This is a genomic window from Paracoccus litorisediminis, from assembly GCF_009711205.1.
Lineage (GTDB): Bacteria > Pseudomonadota > Alphaproteobacteria > Rhodobacterales > Rhodobacteraceae > Paracoccus > Paracoccus litorisediminis.
This window is the reverse complement of the sequence record NZ_WMIG01000009.1, coordinates 1-18,810: the sequence shown is the minus strand read 5'-3', so window position 1 is coordinate 18,810 and position 18,810 is coordinate 1. Positions and strand designations below refer to the sequence as shown.

The following is an 18,810-nucleotide window of genomic DNA, read 5'->3' as shown; positions in this document are numbered from 1 at the left end:
TCGAAGCGACGCCAGCTTTGCGAAGTCCTGGCGGAAGACAGCAAGTGCTTCTGGCTAATCCGGGCGCGGCATGCGTTTTTCCCTGCTCCGGTACCGAGATGCATGTCACGGACATACGTGTCACGGTGATGCGGGTCCTGTCGCTAACGACCAGCACCGCTCATCACGCTGCCATGATCGAACCTGTCGGCGCGGTCACGTGATATGGCGCAGTCGGCATCGCGCTCGCCGATGCTGGCGAGCGCCGACGATCTGCGAGGTAGACCACTAGGCGTTGCATTTCCTCGCGCAGCCTCAGGTGGCGGTCGGCATGGCATTCGCCGCGAAAACCCAACTTGTCGGTGATCAAGGTCATGGCGGATGGCGGTCCTGCATGAGAGTGCGCGGCATTCTGTCTATCGCTGATTGGGTCCATGCTTCTTGAGGGGGGCAAGGGCGATGACAGAACGAACCGCTGGACGAGTCACTGAAGGGCTGCAAGCGACCTGAGTATCTGCTGAGCGACAGGCTTATGAAGTAGCAGAAGGTCTAGCTGATGGAACAAATGCTGGGTGCCGAATTGACGGCGCATCTGGGCTATGAGGCCGGCGCGGGTCGCCCCCTGAACAGACCGACCGGAGGAATGGTGTTGCCACGAAGCGGGTGAAGTGCCGCTTTCAGTGCTTCGCGACCAGGACGGCAGTTCCGAGCCGGAATTGGTTGTGAAGGGTCAGACCCGGATCGACGGTCTCTACGACAAGATCATCGGTCTTTACGCTGCAGGGCTGTCGGTGCGCGTCAGGTGGCGGAACCGCGCCTGAGCCGTTCATCAGCGTGATCGGTGGTTTGCTACCGTCCCAGATCAACGACGTGGCCGATCGGCGACGGATCTCCCAGAGGGCTGGTTCGTCTCGCGAACAAACCCTCCGCTCGCAGCATATCCCAGTGATATGCTGCTTCCTTCCATGCGGGGTTTTGGTGCAGAGCTCAGGTTGGACATTCGACGAAATTTCCTGCCTCGATTCCCGGACTTGATGCCTCAATCGGCGCGCCGCTGGGCGAACTGAACAGCTGTTTCAGCGGCGAAGTATCCTGACAATCTGGCCATGGCCTTCATGGGCACGTTCGAGGCAAGGCTACAGATTCAGTGCCACGGTCGAAGCGCTGTATTGCTGCTCGCACGGCGTCCGTGGTCGTGTCGCTTCGCGACGGACTTGTCCCATATGGCTTCCATTCATTCGAAAGGATTGCACCATCAAACTGTGGGACAACACCTAGCTTGCCGAGCCTTCGGGGGCAGCGAGACCGGCAATGCCAAATTTTTGCGATCTTTCGTCCGATTAGAGCACGGACATGGTGATGCGATCGACATTACCACTCCTGAAAGGCTTCGGTTTTCCTCGTCAGATCATCACCTATGTCGTCTGGCTGTATCACCGCTTTGGGCTAAGCGCTGCCGATGTCGAGGACCTGCTTGCGGAGGTGATGTGACGGTCAGCCGGGAAACCATTCGCCAATGGGTAAACTGCTTCGGCCGCCATTTTGCTGCCTGCATCAGGCGCGGCGGAAATACTGGCTGTGGCGGGCAGCGGATGTGTGCTTGATATCCTTATCTAGCCACAGCGCGCAAAGCGCTTTCTGACAAGGCTGATCACCCGGTTCTGCGAGCCACGTGTCATCATGACGGATCAATTGCGCAGCTACCTCAAACCGGTTCGTGACATTGTGTCAGGTACGGATCATCGCACGCGCAAGGGCATGAACAACCGGATCGAGGGATCGTACAGGCCAACCCGAAGGCCCGAGAAAATCATGGGGCGGTTCAACTTACCCAGGCAGGCCCAAAGGTTTTTGGCAGCCCACGACCAGATCAATACTGTCTTTCGCCCGCTGCCTCGTACCGTCATGCCAGAGCCGATGCTTTCGACCTCTGGAGCGGCTATGCGGTCGAAATGAGCGCCTAACAAAGCACCCGGCTCAATCATGCCCAAAAGCTTGCCAATCCCTCTTCTCGACGTCGTTCATCTGGGGAATTCGGGCGCGCCGCAGACCAGCGCGGCACGTAGGGTCGGCCTTCTCATCGCAGCCTGCCCGCGCCCGGATCAAACTCCATCGCTTGTCAGTTGCGCCGTCGGCCTTGCCGCTTGCCATTTTGGCAGGTAGCCGAGCGCGTTCAGCGCCTTGGGGTCCGTGGGCTGGATGCCCGCCTTGGCCAGAAGCGGCAACAGATCACCGCGATCATGCTGGGCCAGCAGGTCGGTTGCGCCGCCGATATGGGTTCCGCCGATAAAGACTTGCGGGATTGTCGGTTGCCCGGTCCGATAGTGCAGGGCCCGCCGAATTTCGGACGCGCTGGCCTGCATCTCGACCGAGTCGAGATCGACCGAACGATAGGCCACGCCAAGATCCTGCAGGAAGCGTCGGACCGACCACGAAAACTCGCACCATTCCAGCGCGAACATCACCACGGGCTGATCGCGCGAGGTGATCGCGGCCTCGACGAAGTCGCGCGCCTGCGTCGAGGGGTGCGGGATCGGCTGTGCGGCGGTTGCGGGCCGCGCGGCGGGCGCGCCGAAACGGCACAGCGACGTCGATTCCGAAATCGCCCGTTCATCCTTGTCCATCTCCTGTCCGATCTGCTCGAAAAGCGGGGTGGAGAGGTAGCGTTCTCCGGTATCGGGGACCATGAACAGGATCCGGCTGCCCGGCTGCGCCGTCCGGGCCACGACCAATGCCGCGGCAAGCGTCGCCCCGGCCGAGATGCCGCAAAAGATCCCCTCTTGCCGCGCCAGTTCGCGCGCAAGCCGGATCGCCTCGGCCCCCGAGACAGGTTGGACCGCATCGACCCATCCGGCCGCCATCGCGTCGCGGGTCAGGTCAGGGATGAAATCCGGCGACCAGCCTTGCATCGGATGGGGGCGGAAATGCGGATGGCTCTCGGGCCTGCCATCCGCGCGAAAGGGCTGGGCCAGCCCGCTGGCCAGCATCGGGGCGTTTTCGGGCTCGGCCAGAATGATCCGTGTCGCTGGACTTTCCGCCCGCAGCACCTTGGCCACACCTTTCAGCGTGCCGCCGGTGCCGGACCCGGTGACGAAATAATCCGGTCCGTTTCCGCCGAAATCCCGTAAAATCTCTCGGGCGGTGGTGCGGCTATGGGTCTGGGCATTGGCCTCATTGTCGAATTGCCGGGTCCAGAACCAGCCATGCGTGGCGGCCAGCTCGCGCGCCTTGTCGACCATGCCCGAGCCCTTTTCCGAGGCCGGCGTCAGCACCACTTTTGCGCCCAGAAAGCGCATCAACCGGCGCCGCTCGACCGAGAAGTTTTCGGCCATGACCACGACCAGCGGATAGCCCTTGCGGGCGCAGACCATGGCAAGGCCGATGCCGGTATTGCCGCTGGTCGCCTCGATCACGGTCTGGCCGGGGCGAAGGGCGCCGGTCCGCTCGGCCTCATTGATGATGCCCAAGGCCATCCGGTCCTTGACCGAACCGAGGGGGTTGAAGGCCTCAAGCTTGGCATAGATTTCGACGCCCTCGGGGGCCAGCCGCGCAAGGCGCACGACCGGCGTGTTGCCGATGGTGTCAAGAATGGATGCATGTAACCCGGTCATGTCCTGTTCCTTTCGTTCAGATGTTCGCTGGGATCAGCGTTTGTGGAAACCGCTTCCGATAAGTTCCGAGCGGTGCAGGCCGATATCCTTCAGCCCCGTATCCGAGAGCCGCGAAAGGGCGCGGCGGGTCGCTGCGATCTGATGGCGGTGTCGCCAGCCTGCCCATACCCGCGCCAGAAGACCGAAGCCGGGTAGGGACATCTTGGCAGACGCGCCACCCGCAACCACCGCCCCGACCGAGAGCAGGGCCGCGCCGCCCGCCTGCCAAAGGCCCGGGACCTCATGCAGGACCAGCGCGGCGATGAGGACCGAAAGGCCGGGCACAAGCGCCGCAAAGACCGAGGCCCGCGCCGCGCCCAGCAGGTGGACAGCGCGGCTGAAGCAGTAAAGCGCCGCGATCGCGGAAAGCAGGGATTGATAAACGGCCTGCAACATCAGGTCGGATGGCGCGGCGGCCAGCAGGGTTCCGGGGCCGCGCAGGATCATCCAGCCCGGCAGATACAGCAGCAGCGAGGCCAGACAGACCACCGCCGCCGCGACCATCGCTGGCAGGCCCGAGCGGCGCATTGCCACGGCATAGCCCGACCACATCATGGCCCCAAGGATGAAAAGCCCCAGCCCCGCGCGTCCATGCGGGCCACCTATGCTTTGCAAGGCGATACAGGCGACGCCGGTCAGAATGCAGCCTAGCCCCGCGACTTGCCCGCGTGTCATCCGTTCGCCCAGCAGGGGCACGGCCAGCGCCGTGGTGAACAGCGGCATCAGCCCGACGGTGACCGCGCCTCCGGTTCCGGCCGAGGCCAGCCTGACCCCCGTCGCCGCCACCAGCGCATAGGGCGCACCAGCCCCGACCGCCATGAAGAACAGGTTCGCGGTGCCCGCCTTGCGGATCGTCAGGCGCATGCGCCAAGCCAGCGGCAGCAGCAGCACCCCCGAGATGCCAAAGCGCAGCGCGGCAAGATCCGGCGCGGGCAGGCCGCCGCTTGCGCCGATGCGGGTGACGGTCCACCACCCGCTCCAGATCACGGCGGCGCCAAGGCCCCAAAGCCAGCCTTCAGGCCGCGACCTGCGGCACGCCGCTGGCGGGACGGGTTCGGGAACCGGGACGGCAACCGCCATGCCGGGGATGGTGGGAAATGATGGTCGAACATGACGGGTCATCGGGATATCCTGTCGCTGTGCAACGCGGCCCTGCCGCAATGCCCAAGGACCTACATCCGGGCCTCGCCCAGCGTCCTTATCAGCGCCTTATCTTTGGCGTATCATCGCCGCATGGGTCCGCCCGCCCGGGACAATCGCCATGATCCACCGTTTCGGCGCCTTCGAACTGGACGAGGATGCGCGCAGCCTGCACCTGAATGGGGCCGACCAGAAGGTGCAGCCCCTTGTCTTCGACCTGCTCGCACATCTGTTGCGCAATGCGGGCCGGGTCGTACCCAAGGATGAGCTGATGGACGCGCTGTGGCCCGATGTCATCGTCACCGAGGCATCCTTGCAGCGCTTGGTCAGTCTGGCGCGTCGCGCGCTTGAACCGGGCGGCATGGGCGACGCGATCCGCAGCTTCGTGCGCCATGGCTACCGTTTCGCGCTGGATCGGCCCGGGCTGGGGCACCTGGATGCGATGACGGACCCTGTCCCGGACAACCGCATCGAGGCCGCAGACCTCGCCCGCCTGCACGACTGGGCCGGATTGGTGCAACGGTTCGAGGCGCTGGACGGGCATGGCGGTTTGGGCGGGGCGGATCTTGATCTTTGGGCCTTTGCGGTGGAATGCCGGGGGCGTCCCTTCGAGGCGATCCCGGTGTTGATCCGCGGGGTTGCCGCGCATCTGGCCGAGGACCGCCCCGAGCTTGCCGCCCGAGCGGCGGTGACCATTGCGAAGCTGGAACTTGAGCGCAGCGCCCCCGCCGCCGCCGCAGGCTGGCTGGATCGCGCCGAGGCGCTGGCGGGCAGCCATCAGCATCCGCGTCTGGCCGCCTATCTGCTGTGGATGCGCTCGCGCCTTGCGACCTTTTCGGGTCGCGCGGATGAGGCCTTGTCGCTGTCGATGCGCGCCAGCGAAGCCGCCCGCATCTGTGGCGATGCCGGGCTGATCGCGCTGACCCTGACCTATGAGGGCTTTTACAACATCGCGCTTGGCGATACCGCGCAAGGGATCGACCAGCAGAACCATGCCGCCGCCATCGCGCTGTCCAGTCAGGTCGATCCCGTGACCGGCAGCCTTGTCTATTGCAATATCTTATGGAGCTGCCGGACCTTCTCGGATTGGGCGCGGGCGCGGCAATGGAGCATTGGCTTTGAGACTTGGTGCGCCGCAAGCTTTGCCGAGGTGCCCGGCTCATGTGATTTGCACCGCGCCGAGATCCTTGGCACGCAGCGCCGCCTGCCCGAGGCCTTGCAGGCGATCGAGACGGCAATCCCGAAGCTGTCCGACGAAGAGGCCTTCTCGATCGGGGAAGGTTATCGCGTGCGCGGCGATCTGCGCGCGATGATGGGCGATCTGGACGGGGCGCGGGCCGATTTCGCCGCCGCCTATGCCAGCGGCTGGGATGCCGAGCCGGGCAATGCCTTCTTGCTGGCCGAAACCGGTCAACACGAGTCCGCATTGGCCGCGCTGGACCGCACGCTGTCGGGCGCGAGCTGGTATCACCTGCAACGGCGCGGCATGCTGCTGGCGCATAAGGCGCGGATCGCGGCGCTTGCTGGTCGCGGTGATGTGGCGCGTGCCGCACTGGATGAGTTGCAATCCCAGCCGGGCCGCTGGAGCCAGCCCGCCGCGCATGCGCTGATGAACGAGGCCCGCTATTGGCTGGACCCCGAAGACCCCGAGGCCGCGCGTTTCCTGATGCTGGCGCGTCAGCTTTGGACCGGCGCCGGGATCGAGTATCACGCGGCGCGGGTGCGGCTTGACCTTGCGCGGCTGTATCTGCGCGCGGGCGACGAGATGGCAGCGCGGGCTGAAATCTCGGCCTGTCTGCGCAGCGCCGAGCGCATCGGCTCACCCCGGTTGCAACTCGAAGCCGGGGCGCTGGCGGCACCAGTCCCGAACTGATCCCTGCGGGTGGGCGGCGCAGCATCGGCCAAGGATCAGCCGGCGATAAGGATCAGCGGCGGCCCTCGCTGATATTCTGGTCTCTCGCGTCAATGGCGCGGTTGAACCGCAATGGCCGGATATACCGGCCCGACAAGGGAATAGTCACATGCAGCTATACGTCATCCGCCGCCCCAGTGCTTGGGCCTCTCTTGCGGATCTGGAAATGGCCGGGGCAAAATCGGCCCGGATCGGCAATGATGAGATGTCCGATCAACTGCGCTGGATCCGCAGCTATGTGGTTCACGAACCCGACGGGCGCATCGGCACCTTCTGCATCTATGAGGCGATGAACGGTGAGGCGATCCGCGAACATGCCCGCCGCGTCGGCATGCCGGGCGAGGAATTCTATCCGGTGGCCACCACCGTGATCGTCCGTCCCGACCCCGCCGAGGCCGTCCCGGCCTGAGAACAATGCGTCTAACCATTATCTGCTTTCCATGCGGGGGGTCACTTTCCCGCGTGGCAAGGCTCCGTCACCCTGACCGGTAGGAATTCAGAAGCAGGGTGGTCTGGCGTCTGACCACCGATTTCAGCGCCTCGTTCCGCGCGGAGGTGATCTCGGTCCAGCCCAGCATGTCCTCGACATGATCGCGGGCAAGATGAACGATCATCAGCTGGCCATTGACCGTGGTCGAGACGATCTTGCTATCCTCCGGAGAAAGGCCACCGGCAATCCGTGCAACCACGGCGGCGCAGCAATCCTGAATCCGGCGGCCGGTGGCCTGCTGACCCGAAGGCGTGCTTTTCTGCCAGTTCGTCAGGGCGCGGTGCTGGGCCACGAACAGCGCGCGGCTGCCAGCGTCGGGCATGGCGAACAGGAAATCTGCAAGTCTTTCCAAGATCCGGCAATAGCCGTCGATCAGCCTGTCGCTATCCGCCTTGTCCGCCAGCAGGGTTTCAACCTCGGCAATGACCGGGCCGACCGCTTCCCAGGCGGACATGTGCAGATTGTCGACACAGGCTTGGTAAAGCCCTTCCTTGTTCTCGAAATAATACTGGATCGAGGGGGCAGGCACGCCTGCTGTACCGGCAATCTCACGGGTCGAGACGCCCGCAAAGCCCTTCTCTCCAAAAAGGGTAATCGCGGTCTCGATGATCTTTGCCCGCGTTTCCTCGCCACGGGCATAGCCGCTCTCGGCGTTGCGTCTTCTTAAACTGGTCATCGACACCTCCTTGCAGGGCGAAGGGTAGCACGGGCTGGGAAATTATTCCAATCGGAAAACTTTTGCCAATTGACAGAAATGTTCCAATTGGAATAATTTAGCCATTCCCGTCAATGTCAGGCCAGCCGCAGATGAACGCAAACCTATCCCCGCAATCCATCACTGCGGCCCAGATGGCGATTCCGCAGAAACGTAGCCGGGTGCGGCAAGTTCTAGCCGTGCTGCTGGTCATTGCCGTGATCATCGGCGGGTTCTTCTTCTATGATTGGTACGCGAACGGGCGCTTCATCGAGCGCACCGACAATGCCTATCTGCGAGCTGACAAGGTTTCGATGGCGCCGGTGGTCTCGGGCAAGATCGACCAGATCTATGTCGCGGACAACCAAGAGGTGGTTGCAGGCCAGCCTTTGCTGAAGATCGACCCGCGCCGCTACGAATTCGCAATGCGCGAGGCTAGGGCCACCGTCGATGGCCGCAAGGCCGAGCTGGTGAAAAGTCAGGCCGATCTTGCAAGTCAGGCCTCGGTCATTGCGCAGGCGCAGGCCGATCTGGAAAGCGCTGCCGAGGATGCCAAGCTGGCCCAAAAGGATTTCGACCGGATGTCGCCATTGGCGGCCCGTGGGGTCGAAAGCCAGCAAAAGGTCGAGCGGGCACGGACCTCGCTGGATCAGGCCGGGTCCATCACCCATCTGAAGCAGGCCGTATTGGACGAGGCCCGCCAGCAGACCACGGCCCTGAAGGCGCAGGTCGAGAAAGCTCAGGCGGACCTAGCCGCTGCCCGGGAAAGCCTTGGGCGGGCCAAGATAGACCTTGAGGACACGGTCCTGCGCGCCGCCATCTCGGGACGGCTGGGCGACCGCTCGGCGCAACTTGGCCAGTTCGTCCAGCCGGGGACGCCGCTGCTGACCATCGTGCCGACCGACGACATCTATCTGGTCGCCAATTTCAAGGAAACGCAGATCGCGGATATGCGCGCGGGGCAGCCCGTCAGCATCGACATCGACGCCTATCCCGATCTGAAGCTGACCGGGATCGTCGACAGTTTCGCCCCCGGAACCGGGGCGCAATTCGCCCTGCTACCGCCCGAGAATGCCACCGGCAATTTCACCAAGATCGTCCAGCGCGTTCCCGTCCGCATCAGGCTTGAGCCCGGCCCGACCGGTCTGCCACCGCTGTTGCCGGGCCTGTCGATAGAAGTCTCGGTCGATACCGGCGCGACCGAGTATATGAAGCTGGCATCAGGACAATGACCGGGCAGATGACCGCCCCGACCGGGCCCGGTCCCGAAACGGCGGGCCTGACCGATTGGATCGCTGTCGTCGCTGGCGCGGTCGGCGCGCTGATGGCGACGCTGGATATCTCGATCACGAACACCGCCTTGCCGCAGATCCAAGGCGCGATCGGGGCCAGCGGCACCGAGGGCACGTGGATCGGCACCGGCTATCTGGTCGCCGAAGTGATCATGATCCCGCTGACGGCATGGTTCACCCGCCTGCTTGGGTTGCGGACGCTGCTGCTGGTGACCACCACGGCCTTCGTGCTGTTCTCGATCTTCTGCGGTTTATCCGGCAGCCTGCTTGCCATGATCATCGGGCGCATCGGGCAGGGCTTTTTCGGCGGCGCCCTGATCCCTACGGCGCAGGTCATCGTCCGCACCCGATTACCCGCGCGCCAGATGCCGGTCGGGATGAGCATTTTCGGCATCATCGTCCTGATCGGCCCCATTCTTGGGCCGGTGCTTGGCGGCTATCTGGCCGAAGAGGTCAGCTGGCGCTGGTGCTTCTTCCTGAACCTGCCGGTCGGCATCGCGCTGGCCGTACTGCTGCTGGTCGGCCTTCCCCGGCAAAGGGCCAATCTGGGCCTTTTGGCGAAGGCGGATTGGTGGGGCATTCTTGGCATGACGCTGGCCTTCAGCTGCCTGACCGTCGTTTTTGAAGAGGGCCAGCGCGACGGCTGGTTTGAATCCCCGACCATCCTTGGCCTGACGCTGGCCTCGCTGCTGGGTTTCGCCATTCTTCTGCTGTCGCAAAGGACCAGCGCCGATCCGGTCATCAAGCTGTCCCTGCTTGGGAACCGCGCATTCTCCAGCGCCGCGCTGATTGCGATGGCGGTCGGTGCGGCGTCCTATGGCGCGACCTTCATCCTGCCGCAGTTTCTCAGCACCATCGCCGGGTATAATCCGCGGCAGGCTGGGGCAGTCATGGCGCTTTCGGCGGTTCCGGTATTCCTGCTCGTGCCCATTTTGCCCCGCGTCATCGGCCGCTTCGATGCGAGGGTCATGGTCGCGCTGGGTCTGGTCTGCTACGCGGCAAGCTGCTTTGTCGATATCGGGCTTAGTCCCGACAGCGCCGGGTCGGATTTCACCGTCTCGCAATTGCTGCGCGGGGTCGGCCAAATTCTGGCCTCGATGCCGCTTAATCAGGTGTCCATGGCCGCCATCGGGCGCGAGAATGCCGCTGACGGGGCGGGCATTTACAGCATGGCGCGCAATCTGGGCGGCTCCATGGGCCTGGCTTTAAGCGGCGTCGTCATTGACCAGCGCAGCGCGGTTCATTCGGATGCCATTCGCGAGACGCTGACCGCGAATTCGCTGGCCGGACAGGCGCGGCTGGCCGCGGACGGGGTAAGCCAAGGCATCGACGCGGCCACCGCAAAGCTGCGCGCCATCGCCCAGCTGTCCAGCCTGATCGAGCGGCAGGCGCTGGTCATGACCTATAGCGATTGCTTCTGGCTGATGGGGGTCATGATCCTTGCGATGACGCCCGTGGTCTTGCTGCTTCGCCGTCCGAAATAGGTGTGATTTCTGTTGGCTAAGCCGTGGGCCATATCGCCGGAGTGGCCGTTTCTTATTCCAGACCTTCCGCGACGAATCCGGTCGTCGAGCGGACATCGTCCACAATCTTGTCGGCAAGGTTTTGGGCGGCGGGCGACAGGCGCTGATTTCGCAGCGTGATCAGCGCCATGCTGCGGGTGATGGTCGGCTCGGTGATATCAAGGATCACTGTCGCCTTGAGATTGGCCTTGGCAAGCCGGGTGGCGGGCTGGACGGCGACCCCCAGACCAGCCTCGGCCATCGCCATGATAGTCTCGGCCTGAATGAACTGATAGCGCGTCGGCAGGTCCAGCCCCTTGGCGCGCATGGCCGCGTCCAGCATTCTGCGCACTGCCGTCGCCTGAGTTTGCACGAGCATCGGCAGCTGTGAAAGCTCGGCCAAGGTGATGCTGTCGCGCGGCCCGTCAAGGAAGTGATGCGGCACCAAGGCCTGCAACGGCTCGACCATGATCGTGGTGAAATCGAAGGCCTCGTCCTGATCCTCGGGGCCGACGGCGAAATCGACTTCTTTCTGCCGTAGCGCCTCATACAGGTCTTTCGACGTCAGTTCCCTGACGGTGACGGCAATGCCGGGATAGGTCCGAACGAATTCGGTCAGCACCGGGGGCAGGTGGATCGAGGCCATATGCGACGAACAGGCCAAGGACAGCTGGCCGCGCTTGGCATCGTTTTCCTCGCGAATGCGGCGCAGGCCAAGATGGATCTCGTAGAACGCCTTTCTGGTGCTGTCGCGCAGATGCGCCCCTTCGGACGTCAGCTTCACGCTGCGCGTCGTGCGTTCGAACAGGGCGACGCCAAGCTGGGCCTCGATCTGCATGATCTGTGCGCTGACCGCCGAATGCGAACGGTGCAGCTTCTCGGCGGCGGAACGGAAACTGCCTTCCTCGGCCACCACCAGAAACGTCTGCAACACCTTCATGTTGATATTGCCGATGATGTCCACGGGGCCCCCATTCTATTGGTTTGCAAACCAGACCAATCGTGATGATTTTGTGGTTTGTTCTGCCAGAAGGCAATCGCTAGGCTTCATCTTGTCGCGGGTGTCCGCGAATTGTCATTCGGTCGAATGTGCTGGGAGGAGAAACCGGCGGGGGCGTTCGACCCGGGAGGAAAACATGGGTTCGAACATGAGGGGCGTGACCCGTCGCGCATTCGCGATCGGTTGCGCAGCACTTCTGACGGCATCGCAATTTGCGATCACCGCCGCGCAGGCATCCGACTATCCGGCCAAGGACATCCAATATGTCGTGACCGCCGGCGTTGGCGGCGGCAGCGACATTCTGGCGCGCACGCTGGCCAAGGTCATTCAGGAAAAGCAGCTTATCCCGGTGAACATTCTGGTCGAGAACCGCACCGGCGGGTCGGGTGCGGTCGGCTACAGCTACATCAACGCGCAAGAGGGGAATTCCTATACGCTGGGCGGCGTCGGCGTCAGCTTCTTCACCACGCCATTGCTGGGTAAGATGCCGATTAACTACAAGAATTTCACGCCGCTCGCGGCCATTGCACGCTCGCCCTATATCCTTGCGGTGGCCAATACCTCGCCGATCAAGACCATCGACGACCTGAAGGCCGCCAAGGGGCTGAAGATCGGCACCGCAGGTGCCGTCTCTGACCCGGCAATCCTTGCGCATATCACCAACAAGCAGCTCGGCACCGATATCAAGGTGGTGCCCTATGATGGCGAGGGCGAGGTCATTGCCGCGATCCTTGGTGGGCATCTTGATCTGCTTTACGGCAATCCGAACGAGATCCTTGAGCAGGTCAAGGCGGGCACACTTCGACCGCTGGCGGTGACCTCGCCCGAGCGGATGACCTCGCTTGCCGAAGTGCCGACCTTCAAGGAACTGGGCTATGACATCGTCCACACGCAGCTGCGCGGCATCATCATGCCCTCGGGCGTGCCCGCCGAAACCGTCGCCTATTGGGAAGGCATCTTGAAGACCGTCGCCGAAAGCCCGGAATGGCAGGCCCAATATGTCGACCGCTTCAACGAAACCCCGCTTTATCTGAACAGCGCCGAATTCGGAGCCGCGATGGTCGAGACCAGCGCCCGCTATGAAAGCGTCATGCGCGACCTTGGACTGGCCAAGTAGGCCGGACAGGATCGAAGCGGCCGGCCAGCTTGGCCGGTCGTCACCGCAGGGAGGATAACATGGTCAAAATTCGCCACGCCGACATTGCCGTTTCGGCGCTGCTCATCCTGTTTGGCGCCTATGTCGCCTATCAGGGCATGGGCTACGGCTATATCGAGGAAGGCAACCCATCCGCGGGCTTCTTTCCCTTCTGGATCGGGCTTGGCATTCTGATCTTCTCGGGCGCAAATCTGTTCAACGCAGTCCGGCGCTTGGAGCTGATCGAAACCATCGGCAAGGCCGAGATCGTCCGGGTTGTGCTTTGCACCGTCGCGATGATCGCCTTTGTCTGGCTGTCTGGCCTTATCGGCATGATCGCTGCCGGGTTTTTGCTGATGCTTGCCATTGGCGCGATCTTTGGCCCGCGAAATTCAAGGTTCTACAGCATTCTGGCCGTCGTCTCGGCGGTGATGACCGCAATCCTCTACGTCGTTTTCGGCAGCCTGCTTGCCGTCCCCCTGCTTTAAGCGCGGAAGGTAGATCATCATGTTCGAGGCTTGGGGACTTCTTTTCAACGGGCTGGCGGCCGCATCCGAGCCCTCCATCCTGCTGGCCATCTTCATCGGCTCAGTCATCGGCCTGTTCATCGGCGCGCTGCCGGGGCTTGGGCCGACTGCCGGCGTGGCGATCCTGTTGCCGGTCGCCGTCGGATTTGACGGGACGGCTGCCATCGCGGCACTTGGTGCGGTCTATTACGGCGCGCAATATGGCGGCGCGGTGACCGCGATCCTGCTGGGTATTCCGGGCGATGCCTCGGCGACGATGACCGTGATCGACGGCTACCAGCTTGCGAAGCAAGGCAAGGCGGGACCGGCACTTGGCATCAGCATTGCCGCATCCTTCGTGGGTGGCCTGATCGGGCTGCTGCTGCTGACGGCCTTCGCCACGACCATTGCACGCGCCGCGATTGCCTTCGGCCCGATCGAGATGACCGCGCTGATGATCTTTTCGCTGTCGCTGGTCAGCGTGCTTGGCGGAAGGGACCCGCTCAAAGCCGGTGTTTCGCTGTTTGGCGGGCTTTGGATCGGGACGATCGGCCTTGATCCGATCATGGGCGTGCCCCGTTTCGAATTCGGCAGCATTTACCTGTTCGATGGCATCGAGTTCTCGATCCTTGCCGTCGGGTTGTTCGGTCTGGCCGAGATGTATGCCACAGCCCCCGTATCGGAGGATGAGACAAATCGTGCCCGCTTCCGGTTCCGCGAGCTTTTGCCGAATGTGCGCGAGACCCTGCGCTGCTGGCGCGAGCTAATCTCGGGCTCGCTCATCGGCTTCTTTGTCGGCGTGCTTCCGGGTGCGGGCGCAACGGCGGCGACGATGATTTCCTATGCCTTCGCCAAGCGCTTCGCCAAACACCCCGAGCGTTTCGGCAAGGGCGCGATGGAGGGCGTGGCAGCGCCCGAGGCCGCCAATAACAGCGCCTCTTACGGCAATATGATCCCGATGTTTGCCCTGGGCATTCCGGGCTCGGGGACGACTGCGGTACTGATGGGGGGCTTGCTGATGATCGGGCTGCAGCCGGGCCCGATGCTGTTCCAGACCCAGTCTACATTTGTCTGGACGATCTTTGGCAGCTTCTACATCGGCAATCTGGCGTTGGTCGCCATCACCATTCTGCTGACGCCGATCCTTGCCACCGCCGCCTTCGTGAAACCGGGATTCCTGTTCCCTGCGGTGATGGCCATCGTGATGTTCGGCATCTATTCGATCGACAATTCGATGTTCCAGGTCCTGCTGGCCATCGGTTTCGGGGTCGTCGGCTACATCATGATGAAGCTGGATTATCCGCCGGTGCCGCTGGTGCTTGGCATGATCCTTGGTCCCATCCTTGAACGCGGCATCCGCCGCACATTGATCGGCTCCGACGGCGATGTCGGCGTGTTTTTCCAAAGCCCGATTGCGCTGGTCATCTTCGCGCTTACGGCCGCCTTGATCATCCTGCCGTGGTGGATGAACCGGCGCGCACGGCACGCGCCTGCCGACCACCCTGAACTGACGCCGAAGGTCGGTCCCTGACCGTCCTTCGCTGCCCGATCCCCCCATCTGAAACCAGAGCGGAGACCGATGCCATGGTCTATCACCACCTTTATTCGAAATTCGCCAAAAAGGACCATGTCCGTGCGGGCGTCATCGGTGCGGGCAATTACGGCACCGCGATCGTCACCCAAGACCCCCATACGCCGCGCCTGTCCGTTGTCGTGGTTGCGGATCTGTCGCTTGATGCGGCCAAGGGCGCCTATCTGAAGGCCGGGTTCGATCCGTCCACGCTGGTCTATGCCGACAGCGTTGAGATCGCCCAAAGCGCCATCGATGATGGCAAACGGGTCTATACCGACAAGCCGTTGCTGGTGGCGGACCTGCCCTCGGTCGATATCGTCTGCGAAAGCACCGGCATCCCCGAGGCAAGCGTGGTCTATGCGCTGCGGGCGATCAAGAACGGCAAGCATGTCGCGATGATCACCAAGGATTGCGACGTGACGGTCGGGCCGATGCTGAAGAAATTGGCGAAGGAAGCGGGCGTCGTCTACACCCCGGTTGACGGCGATCAGCACGGTCTGCTGATCCAGCTTTACGAATGGGCGAAATCCGTCGGTCTGTCGGTGATCAGCGGCGGCAAGGCGACGGATGGCGAGTTCATCTATGACGAGGCGACCGGCGAGGCCCGCATCATCACCGACAAGCCGATCCATGCGCCCTATCAGGCCTCGATCATCATCGCGCCCGAGGATCGCGAATTCCTGCAGATGATCCCTCAGGGGCGGACGGCGGAATATGTCGCGCAGCGCGCCAGAATATTGGCCAAACTGCCGCAGCCCGGCTCATATGATCTTTGCGAAATGACGATCGCCGCCAATTACACCGGGCTGGAACCGGCGGTGGATACGCTTGTTCATGCGCCGCTGCGCGTTACGGAAATTCCGGTCGCCTATTGCGAGCAGGCGCATGGAGGAGTTTTCGACCGGGCGGGCAAGATCGACCTTGCGACCTGTCTGCGTGCGCCTGCCGAGTCCGGTCTTGGCGGCGGCGTCTTTCTGGTGGTGCGCTGCGACAATGCCTATTCGAACCATGTGCTGACCACCAAGGGGCAGATCGCCAATTACGACGATACCGCTGCCGTCATTTACCGGCCCTATCATCTGTGCGGCGTCGAGACATCAAGCTCGATCCTGATGGCCGGTCTGCTTGGCATCGATACCGGTTCGGACGACTATCTGCCGCGCTACGATCTGGTGAAGGTGGCCGCGCGCGACATCAAGGCGGGCGAGGTCTTTGGCAATGACCACAGTCCGCAGCTGACCGCCCGCATCGTCCCGGCAATTCCGGTCGCAATGGGCAATGCGGCCTGCGCGCATCTGCTGGTCGGCAACCGCGCCATCAGGGACATCCCGGCAGGCACGCTGATCACCTATGAAATGGTCGAGGAACCAGAAGGCTCGCCTCTTTGGGCGCTAAGGCGTCAGCAGGATCGGACCTTCCTGACATCCGCAGCAATGTCCCCGACCGACCCGTTGGAGACCGCCTGATGCCCGCCCCGCGCATCGTCCTTTTTCACGCGACACCTGTTGCCATGGAGCCGGTGAACCAGGCGATGTCGCGGCACTGGCCCGAGGCCGAGGCGGTGAATTTGCTGGACGACGCATTGAGCATCGATCGCGCCAAAGAGGGGGCCGACCTGTCCGAGGGGCTGATTGACCGCTTCGTCGATTTCGGTCGCTATGCGCACCGGATCGGTGCGGATGGCATCTTGGTGACCTGCTCGGCCTTCGGTCCGGCGATTGATCGCATGGCCAAGGCGCTGCCGATCCCGGTGCTGAAACCTAATGAGGCGATGTTTCGTGCGGCCATTGCGGCGGGGGGCAACATCGGGATGCTCGCGACCTTCGCACCGGCGGTTCCGACGATGACGAATGAATTCGAGGCCTTCGTCGCGCAGACCGGCAGCAAGGCGATGCTCGACACGATTGTCGTCAGCGACGCCAATGACCTTCTGAAAAAGGGCAATGCCACAAGCCACAACCGGCTGATCGCCGCGCGCGCGCCGGAACTGGGTCAGCACGATGCGATCATGCTGGCGCATTTCTCGACCTCGCGCGCGGCCGAGGCGGTGCGGGCGGTCGTGAATATACCGGTGCTTTCTGCCCCCGACGCGGCGGTGACCCGCATGCGCGGGTTGGTGACAGGGGACTGACCATGCTGCTGGGGGTCATTGCGGACGATTTCACCGGAGCGGGCGACATCGCCAATACTCTGGCCAAGGGGATGCCCGACGTGACGGGTCAGGCTGGGGGGCTGGTCGTGGCGCAATATATGGGCGTGCCGGACAGGCAGGCCGATCCGGCAATCGAGGCCGGTGTGGTGTCCCTCAAGACCCGGTCGATCCCTGTCGATCAGGCAGTGGCGCAGTCTCTGGTGGCGCTTAAATGGTTGCAGGCCCAAGGCTGTCGGCAGATTGTCTTCAAATATTGCTCGACCTTCGATTCAACGCCAGAAGGCAATATCGGCCCGGTTGCCGAGGCGCTGGCCGATGCGCTTGGCGTGGCTGGCGTCATTGCCTGTCCGGCGTTTCCGACGCTTGGCCGCAGCGTGCATCAAGGCCATCTTTTCGTGCACGACCGCCCTTTGAACGAATCCGGCATGCAGAACCATCCGCTGACGCCCATGCGCGACGCCGATATTCGCCGCTGGCTTGGCCGTCAGTCAAAGGCCCCGGTCGGGCTGGTGCCTGCCGCTGTCGTGCGCGCCGGTTCCGAGGCTGTCGCCACGGCCCTGCGCGCGGCGGCGGCAAAGGGTGAAACGCTTGCCATCGCCGATGCGTCCACCGACGAAGATCTGGTCACGTTGGGTCGGGCGGCGGCCTGGGCCCCTTTGATCACCGGCGGCTCGGGTATCGCCATCGGTCTGCCCGCGAACTTCATCCGGGCCGGGCTAGCGGCAGGGACCGCGACCCGCTTCGAAGGCGTGACCGGTCCCGAGGCCATTCTCGCCGGCTCCTGCTCGGGTGCCACCCGCGACCAGATCGAGGTTCATCGGCGCGACCATCCGGCTCTCGCCATTTCGGTCGACGATGTGATGAATGGCATCACGACGAGCCATGATCTGATCGGTTTCTTTCGCCAGAATGTCGGCAAGCAGCCCTTGGCCTTTTCCTCTGGCAATCCCCATGAGGTCGCCGCTACCCAGACGCGATATGGCCGGGAAGCCGTCGCGGGCAGGTTGGACGAGCTGTTTGCCGACACGGCCCGGCAGCTCGTTGACGGCGGAGTCAGGCGCCTTGTCGTCGCCGGTGGCGAAACCTCTGGTGCCGTGGCCCAAGCGCTCGACCTTGGCGATCTGCGCATCGGTCCCGAGATAGATTCCGGCGTGCCGATCCTGATCAGCCAGAAACGTGGCATCGCACTGGCATTGAAGTCCGGGAATTTCGGCAGGACCAGCTTCTTCGCCCATGCGCTAGATGCACTTAGCGGCAGCGCATTCGATCGCAGACAATGACTACCGCGATCCAAGCGAGAGCATGGCCCAGAAGCGGATGCATTTCGGACGCTTGCGATATGAACGCCGCTTGGCTCATACCAACGCAGGTGGCCTCACGATTCGGCTCATTCTCCTCATGTCGACCAATTCCTGCCTCGGCTTCGACGACGCTCAACACAGCTCCAAGAAGGTCTTCTCTCACCTCGCCCTCTACCGGGATAGTAATGTCCATCCTTGATGGAGGGTTTAGGTTGGCAGGGAAGCGTGCCCCAAAATATCCTCACCAAAGTGCACGCAGTGAAACTGCTGCTGCCCCGCCAACCAATTTGGGAACGCCGGGAACTGGAGTTTCCGGGCTTCTGCTCTGCCCCCTCGAAACTGGACCGTTTGAAGCTGGAGTTTTCGGCTAACCTTCCCCGGCTGGGACAGGAACTGAAAACGATGAAGGCATCGAAGTTCACGGAAGCGCAGAAGGCGTTCATTCTGAAGCAGGGCGAGGAAGGCACATCAGTTGCCGAGATTT

General features: G+C 63.0%; 16 protein-coding genes and 3 pseudogenes. 13 read left to right on the top strand and 6 right to left on the bottom strand.

Translation table 11 applies throughout. The features are described 5' to 3' along the window. Positions 1 to 163 precede the first annotated feature (163 nt). A complete protein-coding gene (locus tag GL300_RS15335) occupies positions 164 to 355 on the bottom strand; it encodes a hypothetical protein (RefSeq protein WP_155040534.1) in 192 nt (63 codons plus the stop codon). A 99-nt stretch (positions 356 to 454) separates the two neighbouring features. Between GL300_RS15335 and GL300_RS27450 the strand changes: the two are divergent. Further along, positions 455 to 776, top strand: a pseudogene (locus GL300_RS27450) (transposase); the annotation flags it as partial. Positions 777 to 1,332: 556 nt separating this feature from the next. After that, positions 1,333 to 1,943: pseudogene (locus GL300_RS15325) on the top strand (IS6 family transposase). Positions 1,944 to 2,081: 138 nt separating this feature from the next. On the opposite strand, the gene GL300_RS26710 reads toward GL300_RS15325, so the two are convergent. The 3 genes and pseudogenes from GL300_RS26710 to GL300_RS15315 form a co-directional block, all read right to left on the bottom strand. Further along, positions 2,082 to 2,441 (bottom strand): glutaredoxin, encoded by a 360-nt coding sequence (locus GL300_RS26710; protein WP_246195212.1) that lies wholly within the window; start codon positions 2,439 to 2,441, stop codon positions 2,082 to 2,084. 126 nt (positions 2,442 to 2,567) lie between these two features. Then, a pseudogene (locus GL300_RS15320) lies at positions 2,568 to 3,590 on the bottom strand (PLP-dependent cysteine synthase family protein); the annotation flags it as partial. A 33-nt stretch (positions 3,591 to 3,623) separates the two neighbouring features. After that, on the bottom strand, positions 3,624 to 4,751 hold the full coding sequence (locus tag GL300_RS15315; protein ID WP_155040532.1) for an EamA family transporter: 1,128 nt from the start codon (positions 4,749 to 4,751) through the stop codon (positions 3,624 to 3,626). 139 nt (positions 4,752 to 4,890) lie between these two features. On the opposite strand from GL300_RS15315, the gene GL300_RS15310 reads away from it, so the two are divergent. After that, on the top strand, positions 4,891 to 6,642 hold the full coding sequence (locus tag GL300_RS15310; protein WP_155040531.1) for a winged helix-turn-helix domain-containing protein: 1,752 nt from the start codon (positions 4,891 to 4,893) through the stop codon (positions 6,640 to 6,642). 148 nt (positions 6,643 to 6,790) lie between these two features. After that, the gene (locus tag GL300_RS15305; RefSeq protein ID WP_155040530.1) at positions 6,791 to 7,090 is read left to right on the top strand and encodes a nickel-binding protein; all 300 of its coding nucleotides are present in this window, start codon (positions 6,791 to 6,793) and stop codon (positions 7,088 to 7,090) included. Between the two features lie 67 nt (positions 7,091 to 7,157). Here the strand turns inward: GL300_RS15305 and GL300_RS15300 are convergent, their stop codons facing one another. Then, complete coding sequence (locus tag GL300_RS15300) at positions 7,158 to 7,847, bottom strand: TetR/AcrR family transcriptional regulator (RefSeq protein ID WP_155040529.1); 690 nt, start codon at positions 7,845 to 7,847, stop codon at positions 7,158 to 7,160. A gap of 131 nt (positions 7,848 to 7,978) precedes the next feature. Here GL300_RS15300 and GL300_RS15295 point away from each other — a divergent pair, with 131 nt between their 5' ends. Then, a complete protein-coding gene (locus GL300_RS15295) occupies positions 7,979 to 9,097 on the top strand; it encodes an HlyD family secretion protein (protein ID WP_155040528.1) in 1,119 nt (372 codons plus the stop codon). Positions 9,098 to 9,105: 8 nt separating this feature from the next. Further along, entirely contained in the window at positions 9,106 to 10,641 is a 1,536-nt protein-coding gene (locus tag GL300_RS15290; protein ID WP_155040527.1) for a DHA2 family efflux MFS transporter permease subunit, read from the top strand. Between the two features lie 52 nt (positions 10,642 to 10,693). On the opposite strand, the gene GL300_RS15285 is transcribed toward GL300_RS15290, so the two are convergent. Further along, positions 10,694 to 11,623 carry a LysR substrate-binding domain-containing protein gene (locus tag GL300_RS15285; RefSeq protein WP_155040526.1) on the bottom strand — a complete coding sequence of 310 codons (930 nt, stop codon included), beginning with the start codon at positions 11,621 to 11,623 and terminating at the stop codon, positions 10,694 to 10,696. Between the two features lie 172 nt (positions 11,624 to 11,795). Between GL300_RS15285 and GL300_RS15280 the strand changes: the two genes are divergently transcribed. The 7 genes from GL300_RS15280 to GL300_RS15250 all read left to right on the top strand — a co-directional run. Next, on the top strand, positions 11,796 to 12,776 hold the full coding sequence (locus GL300_RS15280) for a Bug family tripartite tricarboxylate transporter substrate binding protein (RefSeq protein ID WP_211595114.1): 981 nt from the start codon (positions 11,796 to 11,798) through the stop codon (positions 12,774 to 12,776). Between the two features lie 59 nt (positions 12,777 to 12,835). After that, positions 12,836 to 13,282, top strand: coding sequence for a tripartite tricarboxylate transporter TctB family protein (locus tag GL300_RS15275; protein WP_155040525.1), 447 nt, complete (start codon positions 12,836 to 12,838; stop codon positions 13,280 to 13,282). 19 nt (positions 13,283 to 13,301) lie between these two features. Further along, positions 13,302 to 14,831 carry a tripartite tricarboxylate transporter permease gene (locus GL300_RS15270; protein WP_155040524.1) on the top strand — a complete coding sequence of 510 codons (1,530 nt, stop codon included), beginning with the start codon at positions 13,302 to 13,304 and terminating at the stop codon, positions 14,829 to 14,831. A 53-nt stretch (positions 14,832 to 14,884) separates the two neighbouring features. Continuing rightward, a complete protein-coding gene (locus GL300_RS15265; RefSeq protein ID WP_155040523.1) occupies positions 14,885 to 16,339 on the top strand; it encodes an NAD(P)H-dependent oxidoreductase in 1,455 nt (484 codons plus the stop codon). After that, positions 16,339 to 17,004: an aspartate/glutamate racemase family protein gene (locus tag GL300_RS15260; RefSeq protein ID WP_155040522.1), complete on the top strand. Its 666-nt coding sequence runs from the start codon at positions 16,339 to 16,341 to the stop codon at positions 17,002 to 17,004. Before GL300_RS15265 ends, GL300_RS15260 begins: the two co-directional genes overlap by 1 nt. Positions 17,005 to 17,006: 2 nt before the next feature. After that, positions 17,007 to 18,305 (top strand): 3-oxo-tetronate kinase, encoded by a 1,299-nt coding sequence (gene otnK, locus GL300_RS15255; protein ID WP_155040521.1) that lies wholly within the window; start codon positions 17,007 to 17,009, stop codon positions 18,303 to 18,305. 279 nt (positions 18,306 to 18,584) lie between these two features. Continuing rightward, on the top strand, positions 18,585 to 18,810 hold a 226-nt coding region (locus GL300_RS15250), incomplete at its 3' end, for a hypothetical protein (RefSeq protein WP_155040520.1).

Excerpts from the sequence above, each read along its gene's own strand:
- GL300_RS15335 (WP_155040534.1), bottom strand. The coding sequence starts at position 355 with ATGACCTTGATCACCGACAAGTTGGGTTTTCGCGGCGAATGCCATGCC.
- GL300_RS26710 (WP_246195212.1), bottom strand. The coding sequence starts at position 2,441 with ATGTTCGCGCTGGAATGGTGCGAGTTTTCGTGGTCGGTCCGACGCTTC.
- GL300_RS15315 (WP_155040532.1), bottom strand. The coding sequence starts at position 4,751 with ATGACCCGTCATGTTCGACCATCATTTCCCACCATCCCCGGCATGGCG.
- GL300_RS15310 (WP_155040531.1), top strand. The coding sequence starts at position 4,891 with ATGATCCACCGTTTCGGCGCCTTCGAACTGGACGAGGATGCGCGCAGC.
- GL300_RS15305 (WP_155040530.1), top strand. The coding sequence starts at position 6,791 with ATGCAGCTATACGTCATCCGCCGCCCCAGTGCTTGGGCCTCTCTTGCG.
- GL300_RS15300 (WP_155040529.1), bottom strand. The coding sequence starts at position 7,847 with ATGACCAGTTTAAGAAGACGCAACGCCGAGAGCGGCTATGCCCGTGGC.
- GL300_RS15295 (WP_155040528.1), top strand. The coding sequence starts at position 7,979 with ATGAACGCAAACCTATCCCCGCAATCCATCACTGCGGCCCAGATGGCG.
- GL300_RS15290 (WP_155040527.1), top strand. The coding sequence starts at position 9,106 with ATGACCGCCCCGACCGGGCCCGGTCCCGAAACGGCGGGCCTGACCGAT.
- GL300_RS15280 (WP_211595114.1), top strand. The coding sequence starts at position 11,796 with ATGGGTTCGAACATGAGGGGCGTGACCCGTCGCGCATTCGCGATCGGT.
- GL300_RS15275 (WP_155040525.1), top strand. The coding sequence starts at position 12,836 with ATGGTCAAAATTCGCCACGCCGACATTGCCGTTTCGGCGCTGCTCATC.
- GL300_RS15270 (WP_155040524.1), top strand. The coding sequence starts at position 13,302 with ATGTTCGAGGCTTGGGGACTTCTTTTCAACGGGCTGGCGGCCGCATCC.
- GL300_RS15265 (WP_155040523.1), top strand. The coding sequence starts at position 14,885 with ATGGTCTATCACCACCTTTATTCGAAATTCGCCAAAAAGGACCATGTC.
- GL300_RS15260 (WP_155040522.1), top strand. The coding sequence starts at position 16,339 with ATGCCCGCCCCGCGCATCGTCCTTTTTCACGCGACACCTGTTGCCATG.
- otnK (WP_155040521.1), top strand. The coding sequence starts at position 17,007 with ATGCTGCTGGGGGTCATTGCGGACGATTTCACCGGAGCGGGCGACATC.